This is a genomic window from Xanthomonas arboricola (genome assembly GCF_002940665.1).
Taxonomy (GTDB): domain Bacteria; phylum Pseudomonadota; class Gammaproteobacteria; order Xanthomonadales; family Xanthomonadaceae; genus Xanthomonas; species Xanthomonas arboricola_B.
In genome coordinates this window covers 718487-743023 of the sequence record NZ_MIGY01000003.1, presented here as the reverse complement: position 1 = coordinate 743023, position 24537 = coordinate 718487, and the positions used below count along the sequence as shown (strand labels likewise).

Annotated in this window: 25 protein-coding genes; 18 read left to right on the top strand and 7 right to left on the bottom strand. The window is 63.7% G+C overall.

The window, feature by feature from the left end:
• The first annotated feature begins 9 nt into the window (after positions 1-9).
• The 14 genes from rplF (at position 10) to XarjCFBP7645_RS16785 (ending at position 10541) form a co-directional block, all read left to right on the top strand.
• Positions 10-537: a 50S ribosomal protein L6 gene (gene rplF, locus XarjCFBP7645_RS16850; protein ID WP_016900656.1), complete on the top strand. Its 528-nt coding sequence runs from the start codon at positions 10-12 to the stop codon at positions 535-537.
• 88 nt (positions 538-625) lie between these two features.
• Positions 626-985, top strand: a complete 360-nt coding sequence (rplR, locus tag XarjCFBP7645_RS16845; protein ID WP_016900655.1) for a 50S ribosomal protein L18 — start codon at positions 626-628, stop codon at positions 983-985.
• A gap of 159 nt (positions 986-1144) precedes the next feature.
• Positions 1145-1687 carry a 30S ribosomal protein S5 gene (gene rpsE, locus XarjCFBP7645_RS16840; protein WP_003486682.1) on the top strand — a complete coding sequence of 181 codons (543 nt, stop codon included), beginning with the start codon at positions 1145-1147 and terminating at the stop codon, positions 1685-1687.
• Positions 1680-1871 carry a 50S ribosomal protein L30 gene (gene rpmD / locus XarjCFBP7645_RS16835; RefSeq protein WP_024938563.1) on the top strand — a complete coding sequence of 64 codons (192 nt, stop codon included), beginning with the start codon at positions 1680-1682 and terminating at the stop codon, positions 1869-1871. The genes rpsE and rpmD overlap by 8 nt, the downstream gene beginning before the upstream one ends.
• Before the next feature lie 4 nt (positions 1872-1875).
• On the top strand, positions 1876-2319 hold the full coding sequence (rplO, locus tag XarjCFBP7645_RS16830; RefSeq protein WP_016900650.1) for a 50S ribosomal protein L15: 444 nt from the start codon (positions 1876-1878) through the stop codon (positions 2317-2319).
• Between the two features lie 7 nt (positions 2320-2326).
• Entirely contained in the window at positions 2327-3694 is a 1368-nt protein-coding gene (gene secY / locus XarjCFBP7645_RS16825) for a preprotein translocase subunit SecY (protein WP_016900648.1), read from the top strand.
• A gap of 332 nt (positions 3695-4026) precedes the next feature.
• On the top strand, positions 4027-4383 hold the full coding sequence (gene rpsM / locus XarjCFBP7645_RS16820; protein ID WP_003486672.1) for a 30S ribosomal protein S13: 357 nt from the start codon (positions 4027-4029) through the stop codon (positions 4381-4383).
• A 10-nt stretch (positions 4384-4393) separates the two neighbouring features.
• Entirely contained in the window at positions 4394-4786 is a 393-nt protein-coding gene (gene rpsK / locus XarjCFBP7645_RS16815) for a 30S ribosomal protein S11 (protein ID WP_003486671.1), read from the top strand.
• Between the two features lie 15 nt (positions 4787-4801).
• On the top strand, positions 4802-5428 hold the full coding sequence (gene rpsD, locus XarjCFBP7645_RS16810) for a 30S ribosomal protein S4 (RefSeq protein ID WP_002811641.1): 627 nt from the start codon (positions 4802-4804) through the stop codon (positions 5426-5428).
• A 53-nt stretch (positions 5429-5481) separates the two neighbouring features.
• Positions 5482-6480, top strand: a complete 999-nt coding sequence (locus XarjCFBP7645_RS16805) for a DNA-directed RNA polymerase subunit alpha (RefSeq protein ID WP_002811635.1) — start codon at positions 5482-5484, stop codon at positions 6478-6480.
• 181 nt (positions 6481-6661) lie between these two features.
• A complete protein-coding gene (rplQ, locus tag XarjCFBP7645_RS16800; protein ID WP_003486665.1) occupies positions 6662-7045 on the top strand; it encodes a 50S ribosomal protein L17 in 384 nt (127 codons plus the stop codon).
• Between the two features lie 325 nt (positions 7046-7370).
• A complete protein-coding gene (locus XarjCFBP7645_RS16795) occupies positions 7371-7889 on the top strand; it encodes a disulfide bond formation protein B (protein WP_039523787.1) in 519 nt (172 codons plus the stop codon).
• Between the two features lie 48 nt (positions 7890-7937).
• Entirely contained in the window at positions 7938-9329 is a 1392-nt protein-coding gene (locus XarjCFBP7645_RS16790) for a class II 3-deoxy-7-phosphoheptulonate synthase (protein ID WP_104538413.1), read from the top strand.
• Positions 9330-9413: 84 nt separating this feature from the next.
• Positions 9414-10541 carry a mechanosensitive ion channel family protein gene (locus tag XarjCFBP7645_RS16785; RefSeq protein ID WP_047128220.1) on the top strand — a complete coding sequence of 376 codons (1128 nt, stop codon included), beginning with the start codon at positions 9414-9416 and terminating at the stop codon, positions 10539-10541.
• Here XarjCFBP7645_RS16785 and XarjCFBP7645_RS16780 read toward each other — a convergent pair.
• The 3 genes from XarjCFBP7645_RS16780 to typA all read right to left on the bottom strand — a co-directional run bounded on the left by XarjCFBP7645_RS16780 (position 10531) and on the right by typA (position 14560).
• Entirely contained in the window at positions 10531-12135 is a 1605-nt protein-coding gene (locus XarjCFBP7645_RS16780) for an amidase (protein WP_181126413.1), read from the bottom strand. The two genes, XarjCFBP7645_RS16785 and XarjCFBP7645_RS16780, sit on opposite strands and share 11 nt — an antisense overlap.
• A 105-nt stretch (positions 12136-12240) precedes the next feature.
• Positions 12241-12660, bottom strand: coding sequence for a DUF2127 domain-containing protein (locus XarjCFBP7645_RS16775; protein ID WP_181126412.1), 420 nt, complete (start codon positions 12658-12660; stop codon positions 12241-12243).
• Positions 12661-12730: 70 nt separating this feature from the next.
• The gene (gene typA, locus XarjCFBP7645_RS16770; protein ID WP_104538410.1) at positions 12731-14560 is read right to left on the bottom strand and encodes a translational GTPase TypA; all 1830 of its coding nucleotides are present in this window, start codon (positions 14558-14560) and stop codon (positions 12731-12733) included.
• A gap of 218 nt (positions 14561-14778) precedes the next feature.
• Here typA and XarjCFBP7645_RS16765 point away from each other — a divergent pair, with 218 nt between their 5' ends.
• On the top strand, positions 14779-15273 hold the full coding sequence (locus XarjCFBP7645_RS16765) for a peptidylprolyl isomerase (RefSeq protein ID WP_104538409.1): 495 nt from the start codon (positions 14779-14781) through the stop codon (positions 15271-15273).
• Positions 15274-15389: 116 nt separating this feature from the next.
• Complete coding sequence (locus tag XarjCFBP7645_RS16760) at positions 15390-16376, top strand: malate dehydrogenase (RefSeq protein ID WP_104538408.1); 987 nt, start codon at positions 15390-15392, stop codon at positions 16374-16376.
• A gap of 184 nt (positions 16377-16560) precedes the next feature.
• Here the strand turns inward: XarjCFBP7645_RS16760 and XarjCFBP7645_RS16755 are convergent, their stop codons facing one another.
• From XarjCFBP7645_RS16755 to XarjCFBP7645_RS16740, 4 genes are all read right to left on the bottom strand, one after another.
• Positions 16561-17175 (bottom strand): glutathione S-transferase family protein, encoded by a 615-nt coding sequence (locus XarjCFBP7645_RS16755; protein WP_104538407.1) that lies wholly within the window; start codon positions 17173-17175, stop codon positions 16561-16563.
• Between the two features lie 62 nt (positions 17176-17237).
• Entirely contained in the window at positions 17238-17699 is a 462-nt protein-coding gene (locus XarjCFBP7645_RS16750; protein ID WP_104538406.1) for a cell wall hydrolase, read from the bottom strand.
• Between the two features lie 1234 nt (positions 17700-18933).
• Entirely contained in the window at positions 18934-20973 is a 2040-nt protein-coding gene (locus tag XarjCFBP7645_RS16745) for an NADPH-dependent 2,4-dienoyl-CoA reductase (RefSeq protein WP_104538405.1), read from the bottom strand.
• 316 nt (positions 20974-21289) lie between these two features.
• Positions 21290-22312, bottom strand: a complete 1023-nt coding sequence (locus tag XarjCFBP7645_RS16740) for a zinc-binding alcohol dehydrogenase family protein (RefSeq protein WP_104538404.1) — start codon at positions 22310-22312, stop codon at positions 21290-21292.
• Positions 22313-22728: 416 nt separating this feature from the next.
• Between XarjCFBP7645_RS16740 and XarjCFBP7645_RS16735 the strand changes: the two genes are divergently transcribed.
• Both XarjCFBP7645_RS16735 and XarjCFBP7645_RS16730 read left to right on the top strand, forming a co-directional pair.
• Complete coding sequence (locus XarjCFBP7645_RS16735) at positions 22729-23826, top strand: OmpA family protein (RefSeq protein ID WP_104532906.1); 1098 nt, start codon at positions 22729-22731, stop codon at positions 23824-23826.
• A 192-nt stretch (positions 23827-24018) separates the two neighbouring features.
• A complete protein-coding gene (locus XarjCFBP7645_RS16730; protein WP_024938551.1) occupies positions 24019-24534 on the top strand; it encodes a hypothetical protein in 516 nt (171 codons plus the stop codon).
• Positions 24535-24537: the final 3 nt, after the last annotated feature.

The window sequence follows — 24537 nt, the reverse complement described above, 5'->3', positions numbered from 1 at the left end:
GAATCGATCATGTCCCGTGTAGCCAAGAAGCCTGTTTCCCTTCCGAAGGGTGTTGAACTCAAGGTCCAGCCCGAGCTGGTCAGCGTCAAGGGCCCGAAGGGCACCCTGACCCTGCCGAAGCCGGTTGGCGTCGAAATCGCCATCGACGGCGACGTTGCCACGCTGTCGGCCAACGAACCGTCGCAGATTGCCATCACCGGCACCGTGCGCGCCATCCTGGCCAACATGGTCAAGGGTGTGTCCGAGGGCTTCGAGCGCAAGCTCGAGCTGGTCGGCGTCGGTTACCGTGCCGCCATGCAGGGCAAGGACCTGAGCCTGTCGCTCGGTTTCTCGCATCCGCTGGTGTTCGTGGCGCCGGAAGGCATCACGCTGTCGACCCCGACCCAGACCGAAATCGTGGTCCAGGGCGCCGACAAGCAGCGCGTCGGCGAAGTTGCCGCCAAGATTCGCGGTTTCCGTCCGCCGGAGCCCTATAAGGGCAAGGGTGTGAAGTACGCCGGTGAAGTCATCATTCGCAAGGAAGCCAAGAAGGCTTAATGGCGAGTCCCTCGCAAGAGCCCGCACATCCCTGTGCGGACTTTTGATAGGAGCGCGCTTTCCCTTCAGCTTCCGTAGGATAAATATCATGAGCATCAACAAGAACATCGCCCGTCTGCGTCGCGCCAAGTCCACCCGTTCGCACATCCGTGAACTGGGCGTCGCTCGCCTGTCGGTGCTGCGCACCGGCCAGCATCTGTATGCGCAGGTCTTCACCGCCGATGGCTCCAAGGTGATCGCTGCGGCGAACACCCTGCAGGCCGACGTCAAGGAAGGCCTGAAGAACGGCAAGAACAGCGATGCGGCCGTCAAGGTCGGCAAGCTGATCGCCGAGCGCGCCAAGGCTGCGGGCATCGAGAAGGTCGCATTCGACCGCTCGGGCTACCGCTACCATGGCCGTATCAAGGCGCTGGCCGACGCAGCTCGCGAAGGCGGCCTGCAGTTCTAAGCACTGCTGCGGATGTGGCCATCGGCCACATTCGCGTTACCGCCGGCAGGGGAGATGCCGGACCGTCCCGTTCTTTTGCAACGGTGCCGGGAACACAGCGTGACTCCACAACCATAAGCGGCTTCGAGCCGTACATACTCAATCAATCAAGGAATCAAGATGGCAGAAGAACGTGCACCGCGGGGTCGTGATCGCGACCGTAACCGCGAAGAGAAAGTCGACGATGGCATGATCGAAAAGCTGGTCGCGGTCAATCGCGTCAGCAAGACGGTCAAGGGCGGTCGCCAGTTCACCTTCACCGCGCTGACCGTGGTCGGCGATGGTCTGGGCAAGGTCGGTTTCGGTTATGGCAAGGCGCGCGAAGTGCCGGTCGCCATCCAGAAGTCGATGGAGCAGGCGCGCAAGAACCTGGCCACTGTCGATCTGAACAACGGTACCTTGTGGCATGCCGTCAAGTCCGGCCATGGCGCAGCACGCGTCTATATGCAGCCGGCTTCGGAAGGTACGGGCGTCATCGCCGGCGGTGCCATGCGCGCCGTGCTGGAAGCGGTCGGCGTCAAGAACGTGCTGGCCAAGGCGGTTGGTTCGCGTAATCCGATCAACCTGGTCCGTGCAACCCTGAAGGGTCTGTCGGAAGTGCAGTCGCCGGCCCGTGTTGCGGCCAAGCGCGGCAAGAAGGTGGAGGAGCTCAACCATGGCTAAGGACACCAACAAGACCGTGAAGGTGCGCCTGGTGCGTGGCCTGCGTGGAACCCAGTCGCGTCACCGCCTGTCGGTGCGTGCGTTGGGCCTGAATAAGCTCAACGATGTGCGTGAACTGAAGGACAGCCCGCAGGTTCGCGGTCTGATCAACACCGTTCACTACCTCGTCAAGGTTGAGGACTAATCCCATGACTTTGCATCTCAATGACCTCAAGCCCGCCGACGGCGCCCGTACCGAGCGCACCCGCGTCGGTCGTGGCATCGGCTCCGGCCTTGGCAAGACCTGCGGCCGCGGCCACAAGGGTTCGTTCGCTCGCAAGGGCGGCGGCAAGATCAAGGCCGGCTTCGAAGGCGGCCAGACTCCGATGCAGCGCCGTCTGCCGAAGATCGGCTTCCGTTCCAAGATGGCGCGTGACAGTGCCGAAGTGTTGTCCTACCAGCTGGACAAGCTGGAAGCCGGTGAGATCGACTTCGCAGCGCTGCGTGCGGCCAATCTGGTCCCGAGCCGCGCCAAGAAGGCGAAGATCGTGCTGAAGGGCGAGCTGAGCAAGAAGTTCGTGCTGAAGGGTGTCGCCGCAAGTGCGGGCGCCAAGGCAGCAATCGAAGCTGCCGGCGGCAGCGTAGAGGAGTAATCGGCAGATGGCGCAGGCTGGCATTGGTAACCTCGGTGGCGGGCTCGGCAAGTTCACGGAACTTCGCCAGCGGCTACTGTTCGTCCTCGGGGCATTGATCGTCTATCGCATCGGCTGCTATGTGCCGGTGCCGGGCGTGAATCCCGATGCCATGCTTTCGTTGATGCAGGCGCAGGGCGGCGGCATCGTGGACATGTTCAACATGTTCTCGGGCGGCGCCCTGCACCGTTTCAGTATTTTTGCGTTGAATGTGATGCCGTATATCTCGGCATCGATCGTGATCCAGTTGGCCACGCACATCTTTCCCGCCCTCAAGGCGATGCAGAAGGAAGGCGAATCCGGCCGACGCAAGATCACCCAGTATTCGCGCATCGGTGCGGTGTTGCTGGCGGTGGTGCAGGGCGGCAGTATCGCGCTGGCACTGCAGAACCAGACCGCGCCTGGTGGCGCTCCGGTGGTGTACGCGCCGGGCATGGGCTTTGTGCTCACCGCAGTGATTGCGCTGACTGCCGGCACCATCTTCCTGATGTGGGTGGGCGAGCAAGTCACTGAGCGTGGCATCGGTAACGGCGTATCGCTGATCATCTTCGCTGGCATCGTGGCAGGCCTTCCGTCGGCGGCGATCCAGACCGTCGAGGCCTTCCGCGAAGGCAATCTGAGCTTCATTTCGCTGCTGCTGATCGTCATCACCATTCTGGCGTTCACGCTGTTTGTGGTGTTTGTCGAGCGCGGGCAGCGACGTATTACGGTCAATTACGCGCGCCGCCAGGGCGGTCGCAATGCATACATGAACCAGACGTCGTTCCTGCCGCTGAAGCTCAACATGGCAGGCGTGATTCCGCCGATCTTCGCCTCCAGCATCCTGGCCTTCCCGGCCACGCTGTCGATGTGGTCCGGTCAGGCGGCATCCGGCAGTGGCGTGGGTTCGTGGCTGCAGAAGATTGCCAATGCGCTTGGGCCTGGCGAGCCGGTGCACATGCTGGTGTTCGCTGCGCTGATCATCGGCTTCGCGTTCTTCTATACCGCGCTGGTGTTCAACTCGCAGGAAACCGCCGACAACCTCAAGAAGTCGGGCGCACTGATTCCGGGTATCCGTCCGGGCAAGGCGACGGCTGACTATGTGGACGGCGTGCTGACCCGCCTGACTGCGGCAGGTTCGTTGTACCTGGTGATCGTCTGCCTGCTGCCGGAAATCATGCGCACCCAGCTGGGCACCTCGTTCCACTTCGGTGGTACGTCGTTGCTGATCGCCGTGGTGGTGGTGATGGACTTCATCGCGCAGATCCAGGCCCATCTGATGTCGCATCAGTATGAGAGTCTGCTGAAGAAGGCCAACCTCAAGGGTGGCTCGCGCGGCGGTCTGGCGCGCAGTTAAGTGGTACACTAGATCTTCATTGCGTGAAGACGGCCTGGTTCCCGGGCCACGATCTTCCGATCAGAAGGGCGGCTCGCGCGACGTCTCGCGCGCGGGTGTGACGAAGTGGTCCTGTGCGGGAGTAGTACAGGCGATTCGGAGAAGTTTTCTGGATCAACATCGTCCGGCGCCGGAGCGAGGGCACACTCCCCACGCCGGGTCCATGGAACTTTTGGTTCCACGGGCTTCAAAGCAATCCGAGGCCTTGCTACAATTCCGAGTTCACTTTTGATCCATCCTGCCGGATGGCGCCTGGGCGCTGTCGGGCCATCACTCAGTTGGAGAATCGCGTCATGGCGCGTATTGCAGGCGTCAACCTGCCAGCCCAGAAGCACGTCTGGGTCGGGTTGCAAAGCATCTACGGCATCGGCCGTACCCGTTCGAAGAAGCTCTGCGAATCCGCAGGCGTTACCTCGACCACAAAGATTCGTGATCTGTCCGAACCCGAAATCGAGCGCCTGCGCGCCGAGGTCGGCAAGTATGTCGTCGAAGGCGACCTGCGCCGCGAAATCGGTATCGCGATCAAGCGACTGATGGACCTGGGCTGCTATCGCGGTCTGCGTCATCGCCGTGGTCTCCCGCTGCGTGGTCAGCGCACCCGTACCAACGCCCGCACCCGTAAGGGTCCGCGCAAGGCGATCAGGAAGTAAGGGATAGATCATGGCAAAGCCAGCAGAAAAGAAAACGAAGAAGAAGATCAAGCGCGTCATCACTGACGGCGTCGCTCACGTCCACGCTTCGTTCAACAACACCATCGTCACCATCACCGATCGCCAGGGCAATGCACTGTCGTGGGCTACGTCCGGCGGCGCCGGTTTCCGTGGTTCGCGCAAGTCGACCCCGTTCGCTGCTCAGGTTGCCGCCGAAAAGGCTGGCCGCGCTGCGCTCGACTATGGCGTGAAGTCGCTGGAAGTACGTATCAAGGGTCCGGGTCCGGGCCGTGAGTCGGCCGTGCGTTCGTTGAACAACGTGGGCTACAAGATCACCAACATCATCGACGTGACGCCAATCCCGCACAACGGGTGCCGTCCGCCGAAGAAGCGTCGCGTCTAAAGGGAGCGATAAGAAATGGCTCGTTATATCGGTCCTACCTGTAAGCTCGCCCGCCGCGAAGGCGCCGACCTTTCCCTCAAGAGCCCGGCGCGTGCGCTGGACTCCAAGTGCAAGCTTGAGCAGAAGCCCGGCCAACACGGCGCGGCTCGCAAAGGCAAGCTCTCCGACTACGCTACCCAGCTGCGTGAAAAGCAGAAGGTCAAGCGTATCTACGGTTTGCTGGAGCGTCAGTTCCGCAACTACTACAAGAAGGCCTCGACCAAGAAGGGCAACACCGGCGAGAACCTGCTGCAGTTGCTGGAAACCCGTCTGGACAACGTCTGCTACCGCATGGGCTTTGCCGTCACCCGTCCGGCCGCGCGCCAGCTGGTGTCGCACCGTGGCGTGCTGGTCAATGGCAAGTCGGTGAATCTGGCTTCGTACCAGATCAAGGCTGGCGATGCGATCACGCTGTCGGAAAAGGCACAGAAGCAGCTTCGCGTGCAGGAAGCCCTGACCGTGGCTGAGCAGCACGACATGACGCCGTCGTGGGTCGAAGTCGATTCGAAGAAGTTCAGCGGCGTGTTCAAGGCCGTTCCGGATCGCGCTGACCTGCCTTCGGATATCAACGAAGCGCTGATCGTCGAGTTGTATTCGAAGTAATTCACATTGGAGAGCCTCCGGCACCGCCGGAGGTTCGCAGGAGACCCCGCAACATGACGGTTACCGCCAACCAGGTTCTGCGCCCCCGTGGTCCGCAGATCGAACGTCTTACCGACAATCGCGCAAAGGTCGTGATCGAGCCCTTGGAGCGCGGTTACGGGCACACGCTGGGCAATGCCCTGCGTCGTGTGCTGTTGTCGTCGATCCCGGGTTTTGCGATCACCGAGGTCGAGATCGACGGCGTGCTGCACGAGTACACCACGGTCGAAGGGCTGCAGGAAGACGTGCTTGACGTCCTGCTCAACCTGAAAGACGTGGCGATTCGCATGCATAGTGGCGACAGCGCGACGCTGTCGTTGTCCAAGCAGGGTCCGGGCACGGTCACTGCGGCCGACATCAGGACCGATCACAACGTTGAGATCATCAACGGCGACCACGTGATCTGCCACCTGACCAAGGACACGGCGCTGAACATGCGCCTGAAGATCGAGCGCGGTTTCGGCTATCAGCCGGCTGCCGCGCGTCGTCGTCCGGACGAAGAGACCCGCACCATCGGTCGTCTGATGCTGGATGCGTCGTTCTCGCCGGTGCGTCGCGTTGCCTATGCCGTGGAAGCTGCGCGCGTTGAACAGCGCACCGACCTCGACAAGCTGGTGATCGATATCGAAACCAACGGCACGATCGATGCCGAGGAAGCCGTGCGCACCGCCGCCGACATCCTCAGCGATCAGCTGTCGGTGTTCGGCGATTTCACCCACCGCGATCGCGGTGCGGCCAAGCCGGCTGCCAGCGGCGTGGATCCGGTGCTGCTGCGCCCGATCGACGACCTCGAGCTGACCGTGCGTTCGGCCAACTGCCTGAAGGCCGAGAGCATCTACTACATCGGCGATCTGATCCAGAAGACCGAAGTGGAGCTGCTCAAGACCCCGAATCTTGGCAAGAAGTCGCTGACCGAAATCAAGGAAGTGCTGGCACAGCGCGGCCTTGCGCTGGGCATGAAGCTGGAGAACTGGCCGCCGGCCGGTGTCGCCCAGCACGGCATGCTTGGTTAATGCATCACCGCATGGGCGTCTTCGGGCGCCCATGCTGTTTTTTTTACATCGACGGGCCAAAGCCCGCGGTGACATCCGGTCAAAGGACGGCCGGCTCGGACCAACCGCAGTCCATTCAACAGCGCCAGGATGGCGACAACGTCTCTCAAGCAGTCTCAACATTTCTTAGGAAATCACACTCATGCGTCACCAGAAATCCGGTCGTAAATTCAACCGCACCAGCGCGCACCGCGAAGCCATGTTCCGCAATATGGCCGCGTCGCTGTTCAAGCACGAGCTGATCAAGACCACCTTGCCGAAGGCCAAGGAACTGCGTCGCGTCGCCGAGCCGCTGATCACCATCGGCAAGGTCGATGGCGTTGCCAATCGTCGTCTGGCGTTCGCTCGCCTGCGCGACAAGGAAGCAGTGGGCAAGCTGTTCGTCGAACTGGGCCCGCGTTACGCGACCCGTCCCGGCGGCTACCTGCGCATCCTGAAGGCCGGCTTCCGTGCCGGTGACAATGCGCCGATGGCGTATGTCGAGCTGGTCGACCGTCCGGTCGTCGCCGAGGAAGTGGCCGAGTAATCGGTTCGCTCTTCGCAAAGATTCTCGAAAAGCCCGGCTAGCGCCGGGCTTTTTTATTGCCGGTGCCGGACCATGGCAGTCGATCTTGGTGCCGGTCTTGCACCAGCGCAGCGCAGTGACGTGCGGGGTCGAGGCTGATCGAGACAGACACTGCAAAAGTGACCGCATCCGGCAGCGTCGCACGGTCTGCAGGGTGGCGCATGATTGTCGACCTGCATGGCTGCACGGGGCCTGCTGCCAGGCAACCTGCCCGATGCAGGCATCCGTGGTCACCGCCGCAGCGATGGCTGATAATCGGGCATTCGATCCTAGGCAAGCGGTAGCGATGAATCCATTTCGTTGGGGTTTCCGGGCGCAGTTTTTGCTGGGCTTTCTTGCCTGCGCAGGACTGCTTGCCTATGCGATCTATGTGCAGCTGCATCTTGGGCTGGAGCCTTGCCCGCTATGCATCTTCCAGCGGATCGCGTTTGCGGCGCTGGCGGTGTTGTTTCTGCTGGGCGCCTTGCATGGGCCGCGCGCAGCGGGCACGCGCAAGCTCTATGGCGTGCTGAGCTTCATCGCTGCGGGCGTCGGCATGGGCATCGCGGCGCGGCATGTCTGGGTGCAGATCCGGCCCAAGGACATGATGTCCTCGTGCGGGCCGCCGTTGAGCTTCCTGAGCGAGACGATGGGGCCGTTCGAAGTGTTCCGCACCGTGCTGACCGGCACCGGCGACTGCGGCAATATCGATTGGCGCTTTCTGGGCCTGAGCATGCCGATGTGGAGCATGCTGTGGTTTGTGGGCCTGGCGCTGTGGGCGCTGTATGCCGGCTTCAAGCAGCGTGGTCCGCGCAAACTGTTCTGATCGTTTCGTTCCGGCGCTGGCCGGCGCCCGAGATTTCTGGAGTTCACGATGTCCGCTTCCCCTCATTCGTCCGTCAACCAGGCAGACCAGTGGTCGCCGCAGAGCTGGCGGCAGCGTCCGGCGTTACAGATGCCGGTCTACCCGGACGCCGTTGCGCTGGAACACACGCTGGGCGAGTTGCGGCAGCTGCCGCCGCTGGTGACCTCCTGGGAAATCTTCGCGCTCAAGCGCCAGCTGGCGGAGGCGCAGGAAGGCAAGCGTTTCCTGCTGCAGGGCGGAGATTGCGCCGAGAATTTCAGCGATTGCGAATCGGGCACGATCTCCAATCGCCTGAAGGTGCTGCTGCAAATGAGCCTGGTGCTGGTGCATGGCCTGCACCTGCCGGTGGTGCGGGTAGGGCGCTTTGCCGGGCAGTACGCCAAGCCGCGCTCGGCCGATACCGAAACCCGCGACGGGGTGACCTGGCCGAGCTACCGCGGCGATGTGATCAACGCGCCAGCCTTCACCGAAGCGGCGCGCGTGCCGGATCCGCAGCGCATGATCACCGCGCATTCGCGCTCGGCGATGACGATGAATTTCGTGCGCGCCCTGATCGACGGCGGCTTTGCCGACTTGCACCATCCCGAATACTGGAATCTGGACTGGGTGGGGTATTCGCCGCTGGCGGCGGACTACCAGAAGATGGTGGCATCGATCGGCGACGCGGTGCGCTTCATGGAGACCCTGTCCGGCGCGGAGGTCTACAACCTCAACCGCATCGACTTCTATACCTCGCACGAGGCGCTGTTGCTGCCGTACGAGGAAGGCCTGACCCGGCAGGTGCCGCGCCAGTGGGGCTGGTTCAACCTGAGCACGCATTACCCGTGGATCGGCATGCGTACCGCCGCGCTGGATGGCGCGCATGTGGAATACCTGCGTGGCGTGCGTAATCCGATCGCGATCAAGGTAGGGCCGTCGGTGCAGTCGGATCAGCTGTTGCGTCTGATCGACGTGCTCAATCCCGAAGACGAACCCGGCCGCCTGAGCTTCATCCATCGCATGGGCGCGGCGCAGATCGCCGAGAAGTTGCCGCCGCTGCTGGAGGCGGTCAAGCGCGATGGGCGTCGGGTGTTGTGGGTGTGCGATGCGATGCACGGCAATACCGAAAGCACCGGAAATGGCTATAAAACACGGCGTTTCGACAATATCCGCAGCGAGGTCGAGTTGTCGTTCGATCTGCATGCGGCCGCCGGGACGCGGCTGGGCGGGGTGCATCTGGAACTGACCGGCGAAGACGTCACCGAATGCACCGGTGGTGCGCGCGAGCTGACCGAGCGCGACCTGGAACGCGCCTATCGCTCCAGCGTGGATCCGCGCCTGAACTACGAACAGTCGCTCGAAATCGCAATGGCGATCGTGCGCAAGCAACAGCAGGTGGCGTCGCAACCGCTGGGCGCGTGATGTCACCGTACGCATGACGTGATGCTCATGCCGCGTGCGGCATGATGCTGCAGCCATCCCTCTTTCCCCCACAGGAGGAACGGTTTGACTGCCGATTGGAACGTCATCCGCGAATACGCAATCCCGCTTGGTGCCGCGCTGCTGGCGGGCATCGTCACCTGGTCGTTGATGCTGTGGCTGTTTCGCCGCATGCAGGGCCGCGACTATCGCCGCGCACGCATCATCCGCGTGGTCACGCTGCCGGCTGCCTTCATCCTGCCGCTGCTGTTTCTGGGCGTCGCCACCGAAGCGACGCCGCTATCCGGCAAGGGGCTGGCAGCGATGCAGCATCTGCTGCATGTCGGCATCGTCGGCTGCGTGACCTGGTTGTTGGTGCGCGCCGTCGCCGCCGGCGAGATGGCGATCCTGCGCAGCAACCCGATCGAGGTGTCCGACAACCTCACCGCACGGCGCATCCAGACGCAGACACGCGTGCTGAGCCGGGTGGTGATGGGCGCGGTGATCCTGCTCGGCATCTCGGTGGTGCTGCTGACCTTTCCGCAGGTGCGCCAGATCGGCAAAACGCTGCTGGCATCGGCCGGCATCATCGGCCTGGTGGCCGGTATCGCGGCCAAGCCGGTGTTCGGCAACCTGATCGCCGGTTTGCAGATTGCCTTGACCCAGCCGATCCGGCTGGACGATGTGGTGATCGTGGAAGGCGAATGGGGCCGCATCGAGGAGATCGGCAGCTCGTATGTGGTGGTGCGGATCTGGGACGAGCGGCGCATGGTGGTGCCGTTGACCTGGTGGATCGAGCACCCGTTCCAGAACTGGACACGCAGCAGTGCCGATCTGCTCGGTACCGCATTCCTGTGGCTGGACTACCGCACCCCGATCGCGGCGGTGCGTGCCGAGCTGGAGCGCATCTGCAAGAGCGAGCCGCTGTGGGATGGACGCGTGTGCGTGACCCAGGTGACCGAAACCAGCGAGAGCACGATCCAGGTACGCCTGCTGGTGAGCGCGCGCAATTCCGGCGATGCGTTCGATCTGCGCTGCATCAGCCGCGAGCGCATGATCGACTTCCTGACCCGCGAGCACCCGTACGCACTGCCCAGGATCCGCGCCGAAATCGCCGCGCAGGAAAAGCCACCCCTACGTGCCGCCGCGCCGATCGCCCAGGAGAGCGTGCGCTCGCCCGGTGCCGAAGACGGCGAGCCTGCGACTACGGTGTAGCTGCAGGCGCGGCCGCCGACGCGCTGGGCGCAGTCGGTGCATAGCGGGGCGCAACACGCGCCTTGCTGCGTTGCTCGTAGGCGTAGGCCAGTTCGATCAGGCGCGGCTCGCTCCAGGCGCTGCCCATGAACAATAAGCCCAGCGGCAGGCCCTGGGTCTGCCCCATCGGCACACTCAGGCTGGGATAACCGGCCACCGCAGCCGCACCATAGCCGGCTCCGGGAAAGGTATCGCCCTTGACCAGGTCGGTGACCCAGGCAGCACCGGTGGTCGGCGCGATCAGCGCATCCAGGCGATTGGCCTGCAGCGCGGCGTCGATGCCGTCCGGCCCGGCCAGCCGTTTGGCCGTGGCGCGGGCCGTGAGATACGCGGCATCGTCCAGTCCGGCCGCGGCCTGCGCCTGCTCGAACAGCTCCTGTCCGAAGTAGGGCATCTCGCGCTGCGCATGGTTGCGATTGAAGGCAATCAACTGCTCCAGGCTCGACACCGGGGCGGCGTGGCTGCGCAGATACGCGTTCAGGCCGGCCTTGAACTCGACCAACAAGACTGTTTGCTCGGCGGCATCCCACTGGCCATCGGTTGCCAGGCTGGTTTCGATCACGGTGGCGCCGGCGGCGCGCAGCGTCTGCACGGCGCGCTCCAGCGTGGCGGCAATGGCCGGATCTTCGCGCAAGGGGTTGCGCAGCAGGCCCAGGCGGGCGCCGCGCAGGCCATCGGGCCTGAGATGCGCCAGATAGTCCGGTGTGGACGTCGGTGCAGTGCGCGCCGCTGGATCCTGCGGGTCGGGCGCAGCGATCGCCTGCAGCACGGCGGCCGCATCGGCGACGTTGCGCGTCATCGGGCCGGCGGTGTCCTGGGAGGCCGAGATCGGAATGATGCCGTCGCGGCTGACCAGGCCCACGGTCGGCTTGAGCCCGACCAGGCCGTTCACCGAAGCCGGGCAGGTGATGCTGCCGTCGGTTTCGGTGCCGATGCCGACCGTGGCCAGGCTGGCGGCGATCGCCGCGCCGGTGCCGGCACTGGAGCCGCAGGGATTGCGATCCAGGGCGTACGGATTGCGGGTCAGCCCGCCGCGCGCGCTCCAGCCGGAGCTGGATTTGGTGGAGCGGAAGTTGGCCCACTCGCTCAGGTTGGTCTTGCCCAGGATCACCGCGCCAGCGGCGCGCAGGCGCTGCACCAGAAACGCATCGCGGCCGGGCCTGAAATCGGCCAGTGCCAGCGAGCCGGCGCTGTTGACCATCGGCAGCGCATCGATGTTGTCCTTGAGCAGCACCGGAATGCCATGCAGGGGCCCGCGCACGTGGCCGGCGAGGCGTTCGGTGTCCAATGCAAGCGCGTCGGCTTCGGCTTGCGGGTTGAGTTCGATCACTGAATTGAGGGTGGGGCCGGCGCGATCGATGATCGCGACGCGCTGCAGGTACGCGCGGGTCAGATCCAAACTACTGGTCTTGCCGGCAGCCATGCGTGCCTGCAGGCCGATGATGTCGGCATCGATCAGATCGTCTTGCCTGGCAGTGGCTGCGGTGGCACTGGCCGGGGTCAGGCTATCGGCATGCGCACAGCCGCACAGCGCAAGCAGCAGCGCGAAGGACAAGGTGGTGGATCGCATTGGCGGTGTTCCCCGGGGACTATTCGCAGGCTAACGGCGCTGCGTCGGGGTGACAACGTGTATGAGCTGCCCGCAGGCGGGCAGGATGCGTCAGCGATGCCGGCGCCTGATCAGATCGCGTGCCAGCACGCCGACCACGATCAGATTGATCGCCAGCACGCCCCAGGCGGTCCAGCCGGGATGGCGGACGATGGCGTAGATATCGAAAGGCAGGTAGATGGCCGCCGACAGGCAGCCCAACAGCGACGCCCAGGCCTTGGCACGCCACAGACCCCAGGCTTCCACCACGTGCAACAGGCCATACGCCAGCATTGCGGCAGCGGCCAGATGGACGGCGTCGGGACTGATAGTCTTGAGCAACGACGGCAGGGCGCCGTGCTCGGGGTCCAGATTGAAGCGGCGGATCAGCGTGCTGACCGCGTTCTGCAGCGGGAGCGGGCCCAGAATTTCCAGGCCCGTTGCCGCCAACAGCGCAAGCGTCCCCTTGACCGCCTCTAGCAATGCGATCACATGCAGACCCGGATGCGCACGCGGATCCGGGCTGTAGGGCGTGTTGCTCACGGAGATGAACTGCCCGTGCTTAGCCGGAACGGCCAGCGCGTTTGCGGTCGCTTTCGGTGAGGAACTTCTTGCGCAGGCGGATTTCCTTCGGGGTGACTTCCACCAGCTCGTCGTCTTCGATGAAGTCCAGTGCCTGCTCCAGGGTGTACTTGATCGCCGGCGTCAGCTTGATCGCATCGTCCTTGCCCGAGGCGCGCATATTGGTCAGCGGCTTGGTCTTGATCGCATTGACGGTCAGGTCGTTGTCCTTGGAGTGGATGCCGACCAGCTGACCTTCGTACACGTTGTCGCCTTCGGCAGCGAACAGGCGGCCACGCTCTTCCAGCGGCCCCAGCGCATAGGCCGGGGTGGCGCCTGGCGCATTGGCGATCATCACGCCGTTCTGGCGCTTGGCGATGGCGCCCTGTTCCTTCGGGCCGTAATGGTCGAACACGTGGAACAGCAGACCCGATCCCTGGGTCAGGGTGCGGAACTCGTTCTGGAAGCCAATCAGGCCACGCGCCGGGATCATGTAGTCAAGGCGCACGCGGCCCTTGCCGTCCGGCTCCATGTTCTTCAGCTGGCCCTTGCGGGTGCCCAGCTTTTCCATCACGCCGCCCTGGTGCTGTTCTTCGATGTCCACCACAAGCTGTTCGATCGGCTCCATCTGCTTGCCGTCGATCTCCTTGATGATCACTTCCGGACGCGACACGGCCAGCTCGTAGCCTTCACGACGCATGTTCTCGATCAGCACCGACAGATGCAGTTCGCCACGGCCGGAGACCAGGAACTTGTCGGCATCGGAGCCTTCCTCGACCTTCAGTGCCACGTTGTGCACCTTCTCGCGGTCCAGACGGTCGCGCAGCTGGCGGCTGGTCAGGAACTTGCCGCCGGACAGGTCCTTGTTGCCGGCGAACGGCGAGTTGTTGACCTGGAAGGTCATCGAGATGGTGGGCTCGTCCACGGTGAGTGCCGGCAGCGCTTCCGGGGCGTCGAGTGCGCACACGGTGTCGGAAATGGTCAGCTCGGCCACGCCGGAGATGGCCACGATGTCGCCGGCCTCGGCGGTGTCCTGCTCGATGCGCTCCAGGCCCAAAAAGCCCAGCACCTGCAGCACCTTGCCCTGGCGCTTCTTGCCTTCGCGGTCGATCACGCTGACCGGCATGTTCTTCTTCAGCACGCCGCGCTGGATGCGGCCGATGCCGATCACGCCGACGAAGTTGTTGTAGTCCAGCTGGCTGATGCGCATCTGGAACGGGCCGTCCGGATCCACGTCCGGTGCCGACACGTGCTGCATGATCGCTTCGTACAGCGCGGTCATGTCGCCGTCGCGCACGCTCGAATCCAGGCTGGCGTAGCCGTTCAGGGCGGAGGTGTAGACGATCGGGAAGTCCAGCTGCTCGTCGGTGGCGCCGAGCTTGTCGAACAGGTCGAACACCTGGTCGATGACCCAGTCCGGGCGTGCGCCGGGACGGTCGATCTTGTTGACCACCACGATCGGCTTGAAGCCCATCGCGAACGCCTTCTGGGTCACGAAGCGGGTCTGCGGCATCGGGCCGTCCATCGCGTCGACCAGGATCAGCACCGAGTCCACCATCGACAGCACGCGCTCGACTTCGCCACCGAAGTCGGCGTGTCCGGGGGTGTCGACGATGTTGATGCGGTTGCCGTTCCAGGTGATGGCCGTGTTCTTGGCCAGGATCGTGATGCCACGCTCCTTTTCCTGGTCGTTGCTGTCCATCACGCGCTCAGCCAGCACGGTGCGCTCGGACAGGGTGCCGGACTGCTTCAGCAGGCAGTCGACGAGGGTGGTCTTGCCATGGTCGACGTGCGCGACGATGGCGATATTGCGGAGTTTTTCGATAGACATGCGGAAAGGGCCCCTGTCTGGCGCCAGTCTTGAGATGAGGTAAGCCCGACATTATAGCGGTTTCGTTGCCGTGCCGTTGCGTTCGGCCGCCGGGCGGTCCAAAACGCCCATTCAGCTTGATCCGGCACCCCCGACGATGGTCCAACCTGCACGGTCGCCTGCACGGCCGGGTGTATCCTAATGGGCTGTCATACACCCTGAAACCTGCAAGGATTTCCATGTCCCTGATTGCCCATTTCGACACCACCCGCGGCCCGATCGCGGTCGAGCTGTTCGCCGACAAGGCCCCGCTGACCGTCGCCAACTTCGTCAACCTGGTCCAGCGCGGCTTCTACGATGGCCTGAGCTTCCACCGCGTCATCGCCGACTTCATGATCCAGGGCGGTTGCCCGGAAGGCTCCGGCCGCGGCGGCCCCGGCTACCGTTTCGAGGATGAAGCCAACAACGGCGTCGGTCACGACCGCGGCGTGCTGTCCATGGCCAATGCCGGCCCCAACACCAACGGCAGCCAGTTCTTCATCACCCACACCGCCACCCCGTGGCTGGACGGCAAGCACACCGTGTTCGGCAAGGTCACCCAGGGCCTGGACGTGGTCGATGCCGTCGCCCAGGGCGACGTGATCAACAAGGTGACGATCGAAGGCGATACCGACGCCGTGCTGGCCGCCAAGGCCGACCGCGTCGCGGAGTGGAACAAGATCCTCGCCGCCTGATGTCGTTCCCCGAACGGCCGCCCTGTGCGGCCGTTCGTCTGTCACTGCGCGCCGCCAGGCCCTGCGCCACGCCAGCGTTCACCTCCACCCACGTTTTTTAGCAGAGGAAACTCCCCATGAAAGCACCTGTTCGTGTTGCCGTGACCGGCGCTGCCGGCCAGATCGGCTATGCCCTGCTGTTCCGCATCGCCTCCGGCGAAATGCTGGGCAAGGATCAGCCGGTGATCCTGCAATTGCTGGAACTGTCCAATGAAAAGGCCCAGGCCGCGCTCAAGGGCGTGATCATGGAGCTGGAAGACTGCGCATTCCCGTTGTTGGCCGGCGTGGTCGGCACCGACGACGCCGAAGTGGCGTTCAAGGACATCGACGTCGCCCTGCTGGTCGGTGCGCGTCCGCGCGGCCCGGGCATGGAGCGCAAGGACCTGCTGCTGGAGAACGCCAAGATCTTCACCGCGCAGGGCGCGGCGCTGAACAAGGTCGCCAAGCGTGACGTCAAGGTGCTGGTGGTCGGCAACCCGGCCAACACCAATGCCTACATTGCGATGAAGTCGGCGCCGGATCTGAACCCGAAGAACTTCACCGCCATGCTGCGTCTGGACCACAACCGCGCGCTCAGCCAGCTGTCGCAGAAGCTCGGCAAGCCGGTCGGCGGCATCGAGAAGCTGGTGGTGTGGGGCAACCACAGCCCGACCATGTACCCGGACTACCGTTTCGCCACCGCCGATGGTGCGTCCATCGGCGATGCGATCAATGACCAGGAATGGAACGCGTCCACCTTCATCCCGACCGTGGGCAAGCGCGGCGCGGCGATCATCGAAGCGCGCGGCCTGTCCTCGGCTGCGTCGGCCGCCAATGCCGCCATCGATCACGTGCGTGACTGGGTGCTGGGCAGCAACGGCAAGTGGGTGACGATGGGCGTGCCGTCCGACGGCTCCTACGGCATTCCGGAAGGCGTGATCTTCGGCTTCCCGGTGACCACCGCCAACGGCGAGTACACCCTGGTCAAGGATCTGCCGATCGACGACTTCAGCCAGAAGTACATCGAGAAGACCCTGGCCGAGCTGGAAGAAGAGCGCAGCGGCGTATCGCATCTGCTGGGCTGAGTTTCTCGCCTTGCTGCTGTAGCAAAAACGCCGGGCAGTGCCCGGCGTTTTTTATGTGCGCTTATGCTATGCAGTGCGCGAGACGCGGTGGCTGCGGCGCGGAAAGGACACAGGCATGTCCATCGATGTTGCAAAACCGGTGCGAGACGTGTGGCCACCGCACCGATCGGCTGGTGCGATGCACTCAGGCCAGGCCTTCGGCCTTCAATGCGGCCTGCACATCTGCATCGTCCAGCATGCGCTGCACGAACGCATCCACCGCGCTCAGGCCGCTCAGGTCCACGCCCACCTTCTGCGCCCATCGCAGCGTCACGAACAGATACGCATCGGCGCCGGTGTGGGTATCGCTTGCCAGCCAGTTGCGCCCCTGCAGATGCGTGTCGACACGTTTGTACAAGGTGCGCAACTTGCTGCGTGCGTCGTCATGGCTGCGCGCGATCAGTGCGTCGTCCTGCAGATAGGCGGTGCTGCCGAAGATCGGCTTGAAGGCCGGATGCACATCGGCGTTGGCGAAGGCGATCCAGCGATTGATCTCCGCACGGCTGCGCGCGGTGCCATCGCCGGACAGGCCGGTGAGCGGTGCGATGTCGGCGATGTAGTTGAGGATGGCGGCGTTCTGGGTCAGTGCCCAGTCGTCGACGACCAGCAGCGGCACGGCGCCGGCCGGGTTGAGGCGCAGATACTCGGGGGACTTCATCGTGGCGGCGTCGACCACCTGCAGATCGAAGGGCAGCCCCGACCAGCGCAGCACGATGTGATCCGCCAGCGAACACGCGCCCGGCTTGGTGTACAGCTTCATGAGAATTTCCGCACAGGAACGAAGACGCAAGCTTAGCGGCAACGCGTGAGTGCAGGGCGGCGTCAGGATGCGGTGCGCGGGCGCAGCTTCTGTACGCGATAGAACGTGTGGTCGCCGATGGTGGCCACCTGGTACGCGTTGCGCCAGCTTGGGCTTGCGATCGCGCTTGCGGCAAAGTGACTGGCGCCCGGCACGATTTCCTTGCGTTGCCCGACCGGCAGTGCCCAGTTGCGCTCTGCAGCCATCGCCACATCCAGCGCCTTGTTCCAGGCATCGTCGTTTTTCAGCTGCGTTCCCGGAGCCACGATGGTGGGCGCGAACTGCTTGCGCGCGGTGACCACCTGGCACATCGAATCGCCCCACAAACCGCTATCCAGCCGACGCAACGCAACTTCGGCGACGGCTTGCTGGCCGCGCAAGGTCTGATCACGCGCTTCCAGGTACACGGTGGTGCTCAAGCACAACGAATCTGCAGCCGGCTGCGGCAACAACTGCGACAGCCAAAGTATCCAAACCAGTTTCATATAACTCCTTGCTCCGTATGGGCCGATCCGCAGGGCATCCAATGTGGATGCACCAGTGCAGAGGGCTTGGCGTCATGGGGAGGCGACCTGCCACGGGTCGCCCGGTCTCCGGCGAAAGAGGATCTACCGGAGGTGCCCGCCAGATGCGGCGGGTCAAAAAGTTGGCGCAAGGTAGGCGTCGATCACAGAATCGCGGCTGAATAGGCAGGTTGACGCGTGTGATCGCTTGGGGCATCTACGGCTTTGCTCGCTCACACAACGCGACCCTTCGTTGAATGCGTCGCATCGCGGTGGCGACAGCGGGTGTCGCAAGACATCTTGGCGCAGGGTGCATGCAACGGTGTGCGTTTGCGTAGTTGTCAGCGAGACGTCATGCGTTGCGCTGGACTACAGATGCGGCACCATCTCCAGTCTGGATTACACATCATCGTCACCGATGAATGTGCTTGTGCGCTGGCGTCTTGCAGTAGTGGCTACACATCGAGATGCACACGCAGGTGCATGAAGGCACTGTCAGTGCCCGATGTCTGCTGCTAATGGGATCGCGCATTGCGCGCTTGCTTGCGCATCGCAGAATCCGGGGTTGCACGCACTAAAGGAGGCAGCCGAATCGCCCGACGCAAAATTGATGGAGATAGGCAAAAAGCGCCACAAGGCTGTTTGCTCTCGCACTGCATCATCAAGTCGCTCGCCAAAGCTTGCGTGCACAACCCGCAGCAATGACTCAATGGCGTTTCAGATGGGCTGTAATGTCCGCACCAAGATATGCAGCCGAAGTCGCCAGAACTATCGGTACGATTTTTTCGACGATATCAGTGGCGCATCTGCGTTGACCAGGTGGCGACTGCATCGCACGCCTGCTGCACCTTTGCTCATTTACGCTGTGCATGTTCGAACGTATCAGGCGTGTTGAATCACACGCATCAAGTTCGACACGGTGCGAGATGATTTCATGCAGACATGCAGACATGCAGACATGCAGACATGCAGACCAGCGGCATTCGCATTGTCACCGGCGCGATCGATGGCAGCGTCGGGGTTCGCACCGATCTGGCCACTCGGATCTCGGCCTACAAACTCGCGCCGGCATCGGACGGATGGATCGGTCATCGCTCACTAACGCCATTACTAGCGTTGACGTTGAGTGAGTCAGGCGCCACGACACTCGCACACGGGTTCGTGCCGGTATCGCGAGCAGGCTGCTGTGGCTTTCAGCGCTTCGCGGCAACGCGCGTCACAACCTGGCCGCCAATCGGCACGCCTGATTGATCGCACGCTTGGCATCCAGTTCGGCAGCGACATCCGCACCGCCGATCAGATGCGGTTGTTGGCCGGCCGCCTGCAGCGCGGCAAGCAAGTCGCGACGCGGTTCCTGGCCGGCGCAGATCACCACCGTGCCGACATCGAGCAGCTGTTCCGTACCTTCCACGCGGATCCGCAGCCCGGCGTCGTCCACGCCCAGATATTCCACACCGCCAAGCATCTTGACGCCCTTGGCCTTGAGCGTGGCGCGGTGGATCCAGCCGGTGGTCTTGCCCAGGCGCGCGCCGGGTTTGCCGGGGCTGCGCTGCAGCAGCCAGACCTGACGGGCTGGGCCCTCGGGCTGCGGTCTGGCCAATGCGCCAGCTGTCTCGAAGCTGGAGTCCACGCCCCATTCGGCCATCCAGCGTGCAGGGTCCAGCGACGGCGATGGCCCTGTGTGCACGAGAAATTCGCCGACATCGAAGCCGATCCCGCCGGCCCCGATGATCGCGACCCTGTCGGCAGCGACATGGCGGCCCAGCACCACATCGAGATAGCTCACGACCATCGGGTGATCGGCGCCGGGGAAGTCCACCTTGCGCGGCTCGATGCCGGTGGCCAGCACGATCTCGTCGAAGTCTTTCAGGTCTGCCGCTTCTACATGGGTATTCAGGCGCAGCTGCACCCCGGTCGCGTCGATGCGGTGACCGAAGTAGCGCAGCGTCTCGTTGAATTCCTCCTTGCCCGGGATGCGTCTGGCGACGTTGAATTGCCCGCCGATTGCATCGCCTGCATCGAACAAGGTGACGCGATGACCGCGCTCGGCGGCCACCGTCGCGCACGCCAGGCCGGCCGGGCCGGCACCGACCACCGCAATGCGCCTGGGGTTGGCAGTCGGTGCATAGATCAGTTCGGTTTCGTGCGCTGCGCGTGGGTTGACCAGGCAGCTCGCCAGCTTGTTGTCGAATACATGGTCCAGGCAGGCTTGATTGCAGGCGATGCAGGTGTTGATGGCGTGCGACTGGCCGGTGCGGGCCTTGTTGGCCCACTGCGGGTCGGCCAGCAGCGGGCGCGCCAGCGACACCATGTCGGCCGCGCCGTCGGCCAGGATGCGTTCGGCCACTTCGGGCATGTTGATGCGGTTGGTGGCCACCACCGGAATGCGCAGGTGCGGCTTGAGCTTGGCGGTCACACCGGCAAATGCCGCGCGCGGTACCGAGGTGGCGATGGTCGGGATGCGTGCCTCGTGCCAGCCGATGCCGGAATTGATGATGGTCGCGCCAGCCGCCTCGATTGCCTGCGCCTGCGTCAGGATGTCCTGCCACTGGTTGCCGTCTTCGACCAGGTCCACCAGCGACAGCCGGTAGATGATGATGAAGTCCGGCCCGCAGGCCTCACGGATGCGTCGCACGATCTCCACCGCAAAGCGCATGCGCTTGGCCGCATCGCCACCCCAGGCATCGCTGCGCTGGTTGGTGCGCGCAGCGGTGAATTCGTTTATCAGATAGCCTTCCGATCCCATCACCTCCACCCCGTCGTAGCCGGCGTCGCGCGCCAGCCGCGCCGCACGCGCGTAGGCGGCGATCTGCCGGTCCACCGCACGTGCCGATAGCGCGCGTGGGGTGAACGGATTGATCGGCGCCTTGAGTCTGGACGGCGCCACCGACAGCGGATGATAGGCGTAGCGCCCGGCATGCAGTAGCTGCAGGCAGATCTTGGCGCCGTGGGCGTGTACCGCCTGGGTGACCTGACGATGCGGGCGCACTTCCCACGGCCACGACAGCTTGCCGCCGAACGGCTTGAGCCAACCCACCACGTTCGGCGAAAAACCGCCGGTGACGATCAAGCCGACCCCGCCGGCAGCGCGCTCGGCGAAATACACGGCCAATTTGGGGAAATCGCGCGCACGGTCTTCCAGACCGGTGTGCATCGAGCCCATCAGGACGCGGTTGCGCAGTTGCGTGAAGCCCAGATCGAGCGGTGCGAACAGGTGCGGATAGGACGAGACAGACGGGCCGGTGGCGGGCGACATGGCAAGATACGCTGGCGTACGGAGTGCGCACGATGCAGGCAAACGGGCGTGACGGCAAGTCTTGACGCCGCGCTGCTGCTATCGGCAGCGTGGGGCCGGGGAGGTCAGGGCGGCTGGCTTGCGCACCGGGCCGCGCACCAGCTAAGGCGCTCCACACCTGACTAAGCCCGACCAACCGCGCCAAGAAGACGCCGATCGGGAGCTTCTGGATGGCTGACGCTCGATCCGGCGCTTGCCGACGCCCTGATCAGTGGCGTATGTGCGGGCCAACAGGCCTGTGCCCCATGCAGCAGCCGAACTCAAGCGGTAACGCCCATCACCACCCCGCCAGTACCAGCTTGCCGATCGTGCTGCCGCTTTCCAGGCGTCGATGTGCCTCGCGCAATTGCTGCGCATCGATGGGCGACAGTGTCTCGGTATGCGTGGTGCGCAACTCGCCCGCATCGATCAGGCTGGCGGCGCGGTTGAGAATGCGGTGCTGCTCGACCATGTCCTCGGTTGCGTAGCGGGCGCGGGTAAACATCAGTTCCCAATGGATGCCGATGCATTTGGATTTATAGGGATCGCCGATCGACAGCGGGCCACGCGGCTCCACGATCAAGCCGACATGCCCCTGCGGTGCCAGGATCTCTCCCAACTGCTCCCAGTAGCGGTCGGTGTCGGCCAGGTTGAGCGCTACGTCCACGTTCTGCATCCCCAGGGCCCGCAACTGCGGATGCAACGGCTGGTGATGGTCGATGACATGCTGGGCGCCCATCTGCCGCACCCATTCGATCGTTTCCGGCCGCGAGGCCGTGGCGATCACGCTGAAGCCGGCATGCCGCGCCAGCTGGATGGCGATCGAACCCACGCCGCCCGCGCCACCGATGATCAGTACGTGCCTGCCGCGATTGCGTGCGCCGTCGAAAGAGAACGGCATGCGATGGAACAGCAGCTCCCACGCGGTCAACGTGGTCAGCGGCAGGGCCGCTGCCTGGGCGAAGCTGAGCGAGGTGGGCTTGCAGCCGGCGATGCGCGCATCGACTAACTGATATTGCGCATTGCTGCCAGGTCGTCCGATATCGCCCGCGTAATACACCTCATCGCCAACCGCGAACGCGGTGACATCGGGACCTACCGCTTCGACGACTCCGGCCGCGTCATAGCCCAGGATCTTCGGCGCATCCAGCGGTTGCGGCTTGGGAGCGCGCACCTTGGTGTCAACCGGATTGACCGAGATCGCCTCGACACGCACCAATAAGTCGTACCCGGAAGGGGCCGACGGGGCCGGAAGTTCCATGTCAAGCAACGCGGCGGGATCGTCGATTGGAAGATGACGGGTGATGACGACAGCTTTCATCGGGTCGCTCCATGTGGGAGGTTCAGGGTGCGTTGTGGAGCAGGCGCGCTGCAACCACCTCCTCCATAATTCAGCTCGGACAGGGCTTGGCGTTCACCAATGTGGTTTTCGCTTCACCGCGCAGCCCACCGGCGGGGTAGAGCCGTCACCGTATTCAACTGACTTAATTGGGCTGCGGTTCATGCAGGCGAAATGTGCAAACTGCGTGCCCGGTCCTTTCCTTCATGAAACTGTATACGTAGTATTGAAAGGGAACGTCGGCCTTGGTGATTGCTTTCACATGTTATATGACCGTTAACGCGATCTTCACTAAGGCCGGCTTAATCTGCGCCCCGATGGCTCTGGATGTGACGAGCATCTTTACCAAGAACAACGCCTCTATCGGTTTTATCTCCCAAAGAAGGAGCTGTATACACATGAACAAGAAAATTCTCACTGCCGCGTTGCTCGGTGGTCTGGCGGTTGCCCAGGCTGCTTCCGCGCAGGAGTTCGATGACCGTTGGTACCTGACCGGTAGCGCTGGCTTCAACTTCCAGGACAGCGATCGTCTGACCAATGATGCCCCGTTCGTCACCCTGGGTCTGGGCAAGTTCGTCAGCCCGAACTGGTCGATCGACGGCGAGCTGAACTATCAGAACCCGAATTTCGATGCCAACCAGGATCAGAACTGGAGCCAGTACGGCATCTCGTTCGACCTGCGTCGCCACTTCATCCAGGAAGGCCGCGGCTGGAACCCCTACCTGCTGTTCGGTCTGGGCTACCAGCGTTCGGAAGAAGAGTTCGACGCCACTCCGAACCCGGTGTCGCCGGGTCAGCAGAAGGACGGCAACTTTGCCGCCAAGGCTGGTGTCGGTCTGCAGACCACCTTCGACAAGCGCGTCGCCGTGCGTGCGGAGTTGGCCTACCGCGCTGACTTCAACGACCAGAGCGTTGCTGCTCCGCAGGAAGACTGGTTCGGCGACGTGCTGGCTTCGGTCGGCGTCGTGATCCCGTTGGGACCGGCTCCGTCGACCGCTCCGCCGCCGGCTCCGGCTCCGGTTGCTCCGAGCTGTGCAGATCTGGATGACGACGGGGACGGCGTCAACAACTGCGACGACAAGTGCCCGGCTTCGCAGCCTGGCCAGACCATCGGTCCGGACGGTTGCCCGGTGCCTGTGTCGATCGATCTGAAGGGCGTGAACTTCGACTTCAACAAGTCGACCCTGCGTCCGGACGCTGTCTCGATCCTGAGCGAAGCGACCGAGATCCTGAAGCGTTACCCCGACCTGAAGGTCGAGGTTGCTGGTCACACCGACTCGAAGGGTACCGACGCGTACAACCAGAAGCTGTCCGAGCGTCGTGCGACCACCGTGTACGACTACCTGACCAAGAACGGCGTCGATGCGTCGCGTCTGGTCGGCCCGATCGGCTACGGCGAGAGCCGTCCGATTGCTCCGAACGCCAACCCGGATGGTTCCGACAATCCGGAAGGCCGTGCGAAGAACCGTCGTACCGAGCTGAACGTCCAGAACTAATTGGACCGCTAGCTGTTGCATACAAAACCCGGCCTTGCGCCGGGTTTTGTCTTTGTGGGAACCGGAAAACTTTGCGCCTGGGCGGTGCAAATCCTGTCTGCGTTGCCATCCAGGCACGGTACCGGTTGAAACGGCGTTCATCGCTGCCTACACTCGCCGCGTCACCACCACACTCCTAACTGGAAGAACCCGATGCTGCGTACCGCCACGGCAGGATTGCTCTGTCTCGCCTTGATTCCCGCCGCCTACGCCGCTCCGAACTGCGCCGGCAGCACGGTGTCCCAGCCACTGCCGTTGCCCGCTACCGTCATTGCGCCGGCAGCCGCCGAGTTCTACACCCGTAGCGTGCAGCTGGGCATGCCCACCGGCGTGCTGGCACAGCCCTACACCACCGAGCAGTCGGTGGACCGCGTGTTGCTGCGTCTGCGCGTAGAAGGCTGCCAGGATCTGGCCAAGGTCATTCCGCCCGGTGGCACCGTCAATCCGAACGATCCGGCTGCCTACAAGGCCACCACCGCATTCGACAACACCCCGTGGCGCTTTGACATGAGCCAGAACGGCAAGCGCATGACCGCCGAAGAATTCGACGCCTGGATGAAGGCGCGTGGCGTGCGTGTGGTCAAGGCGCGTCCGGTGGCGGCGCCGGCGCCGGCTGCTGCGGCAACTGCAACGCCTGCGGCCGACGCCAAGTCGGTCGAAAACAAGTAAGCG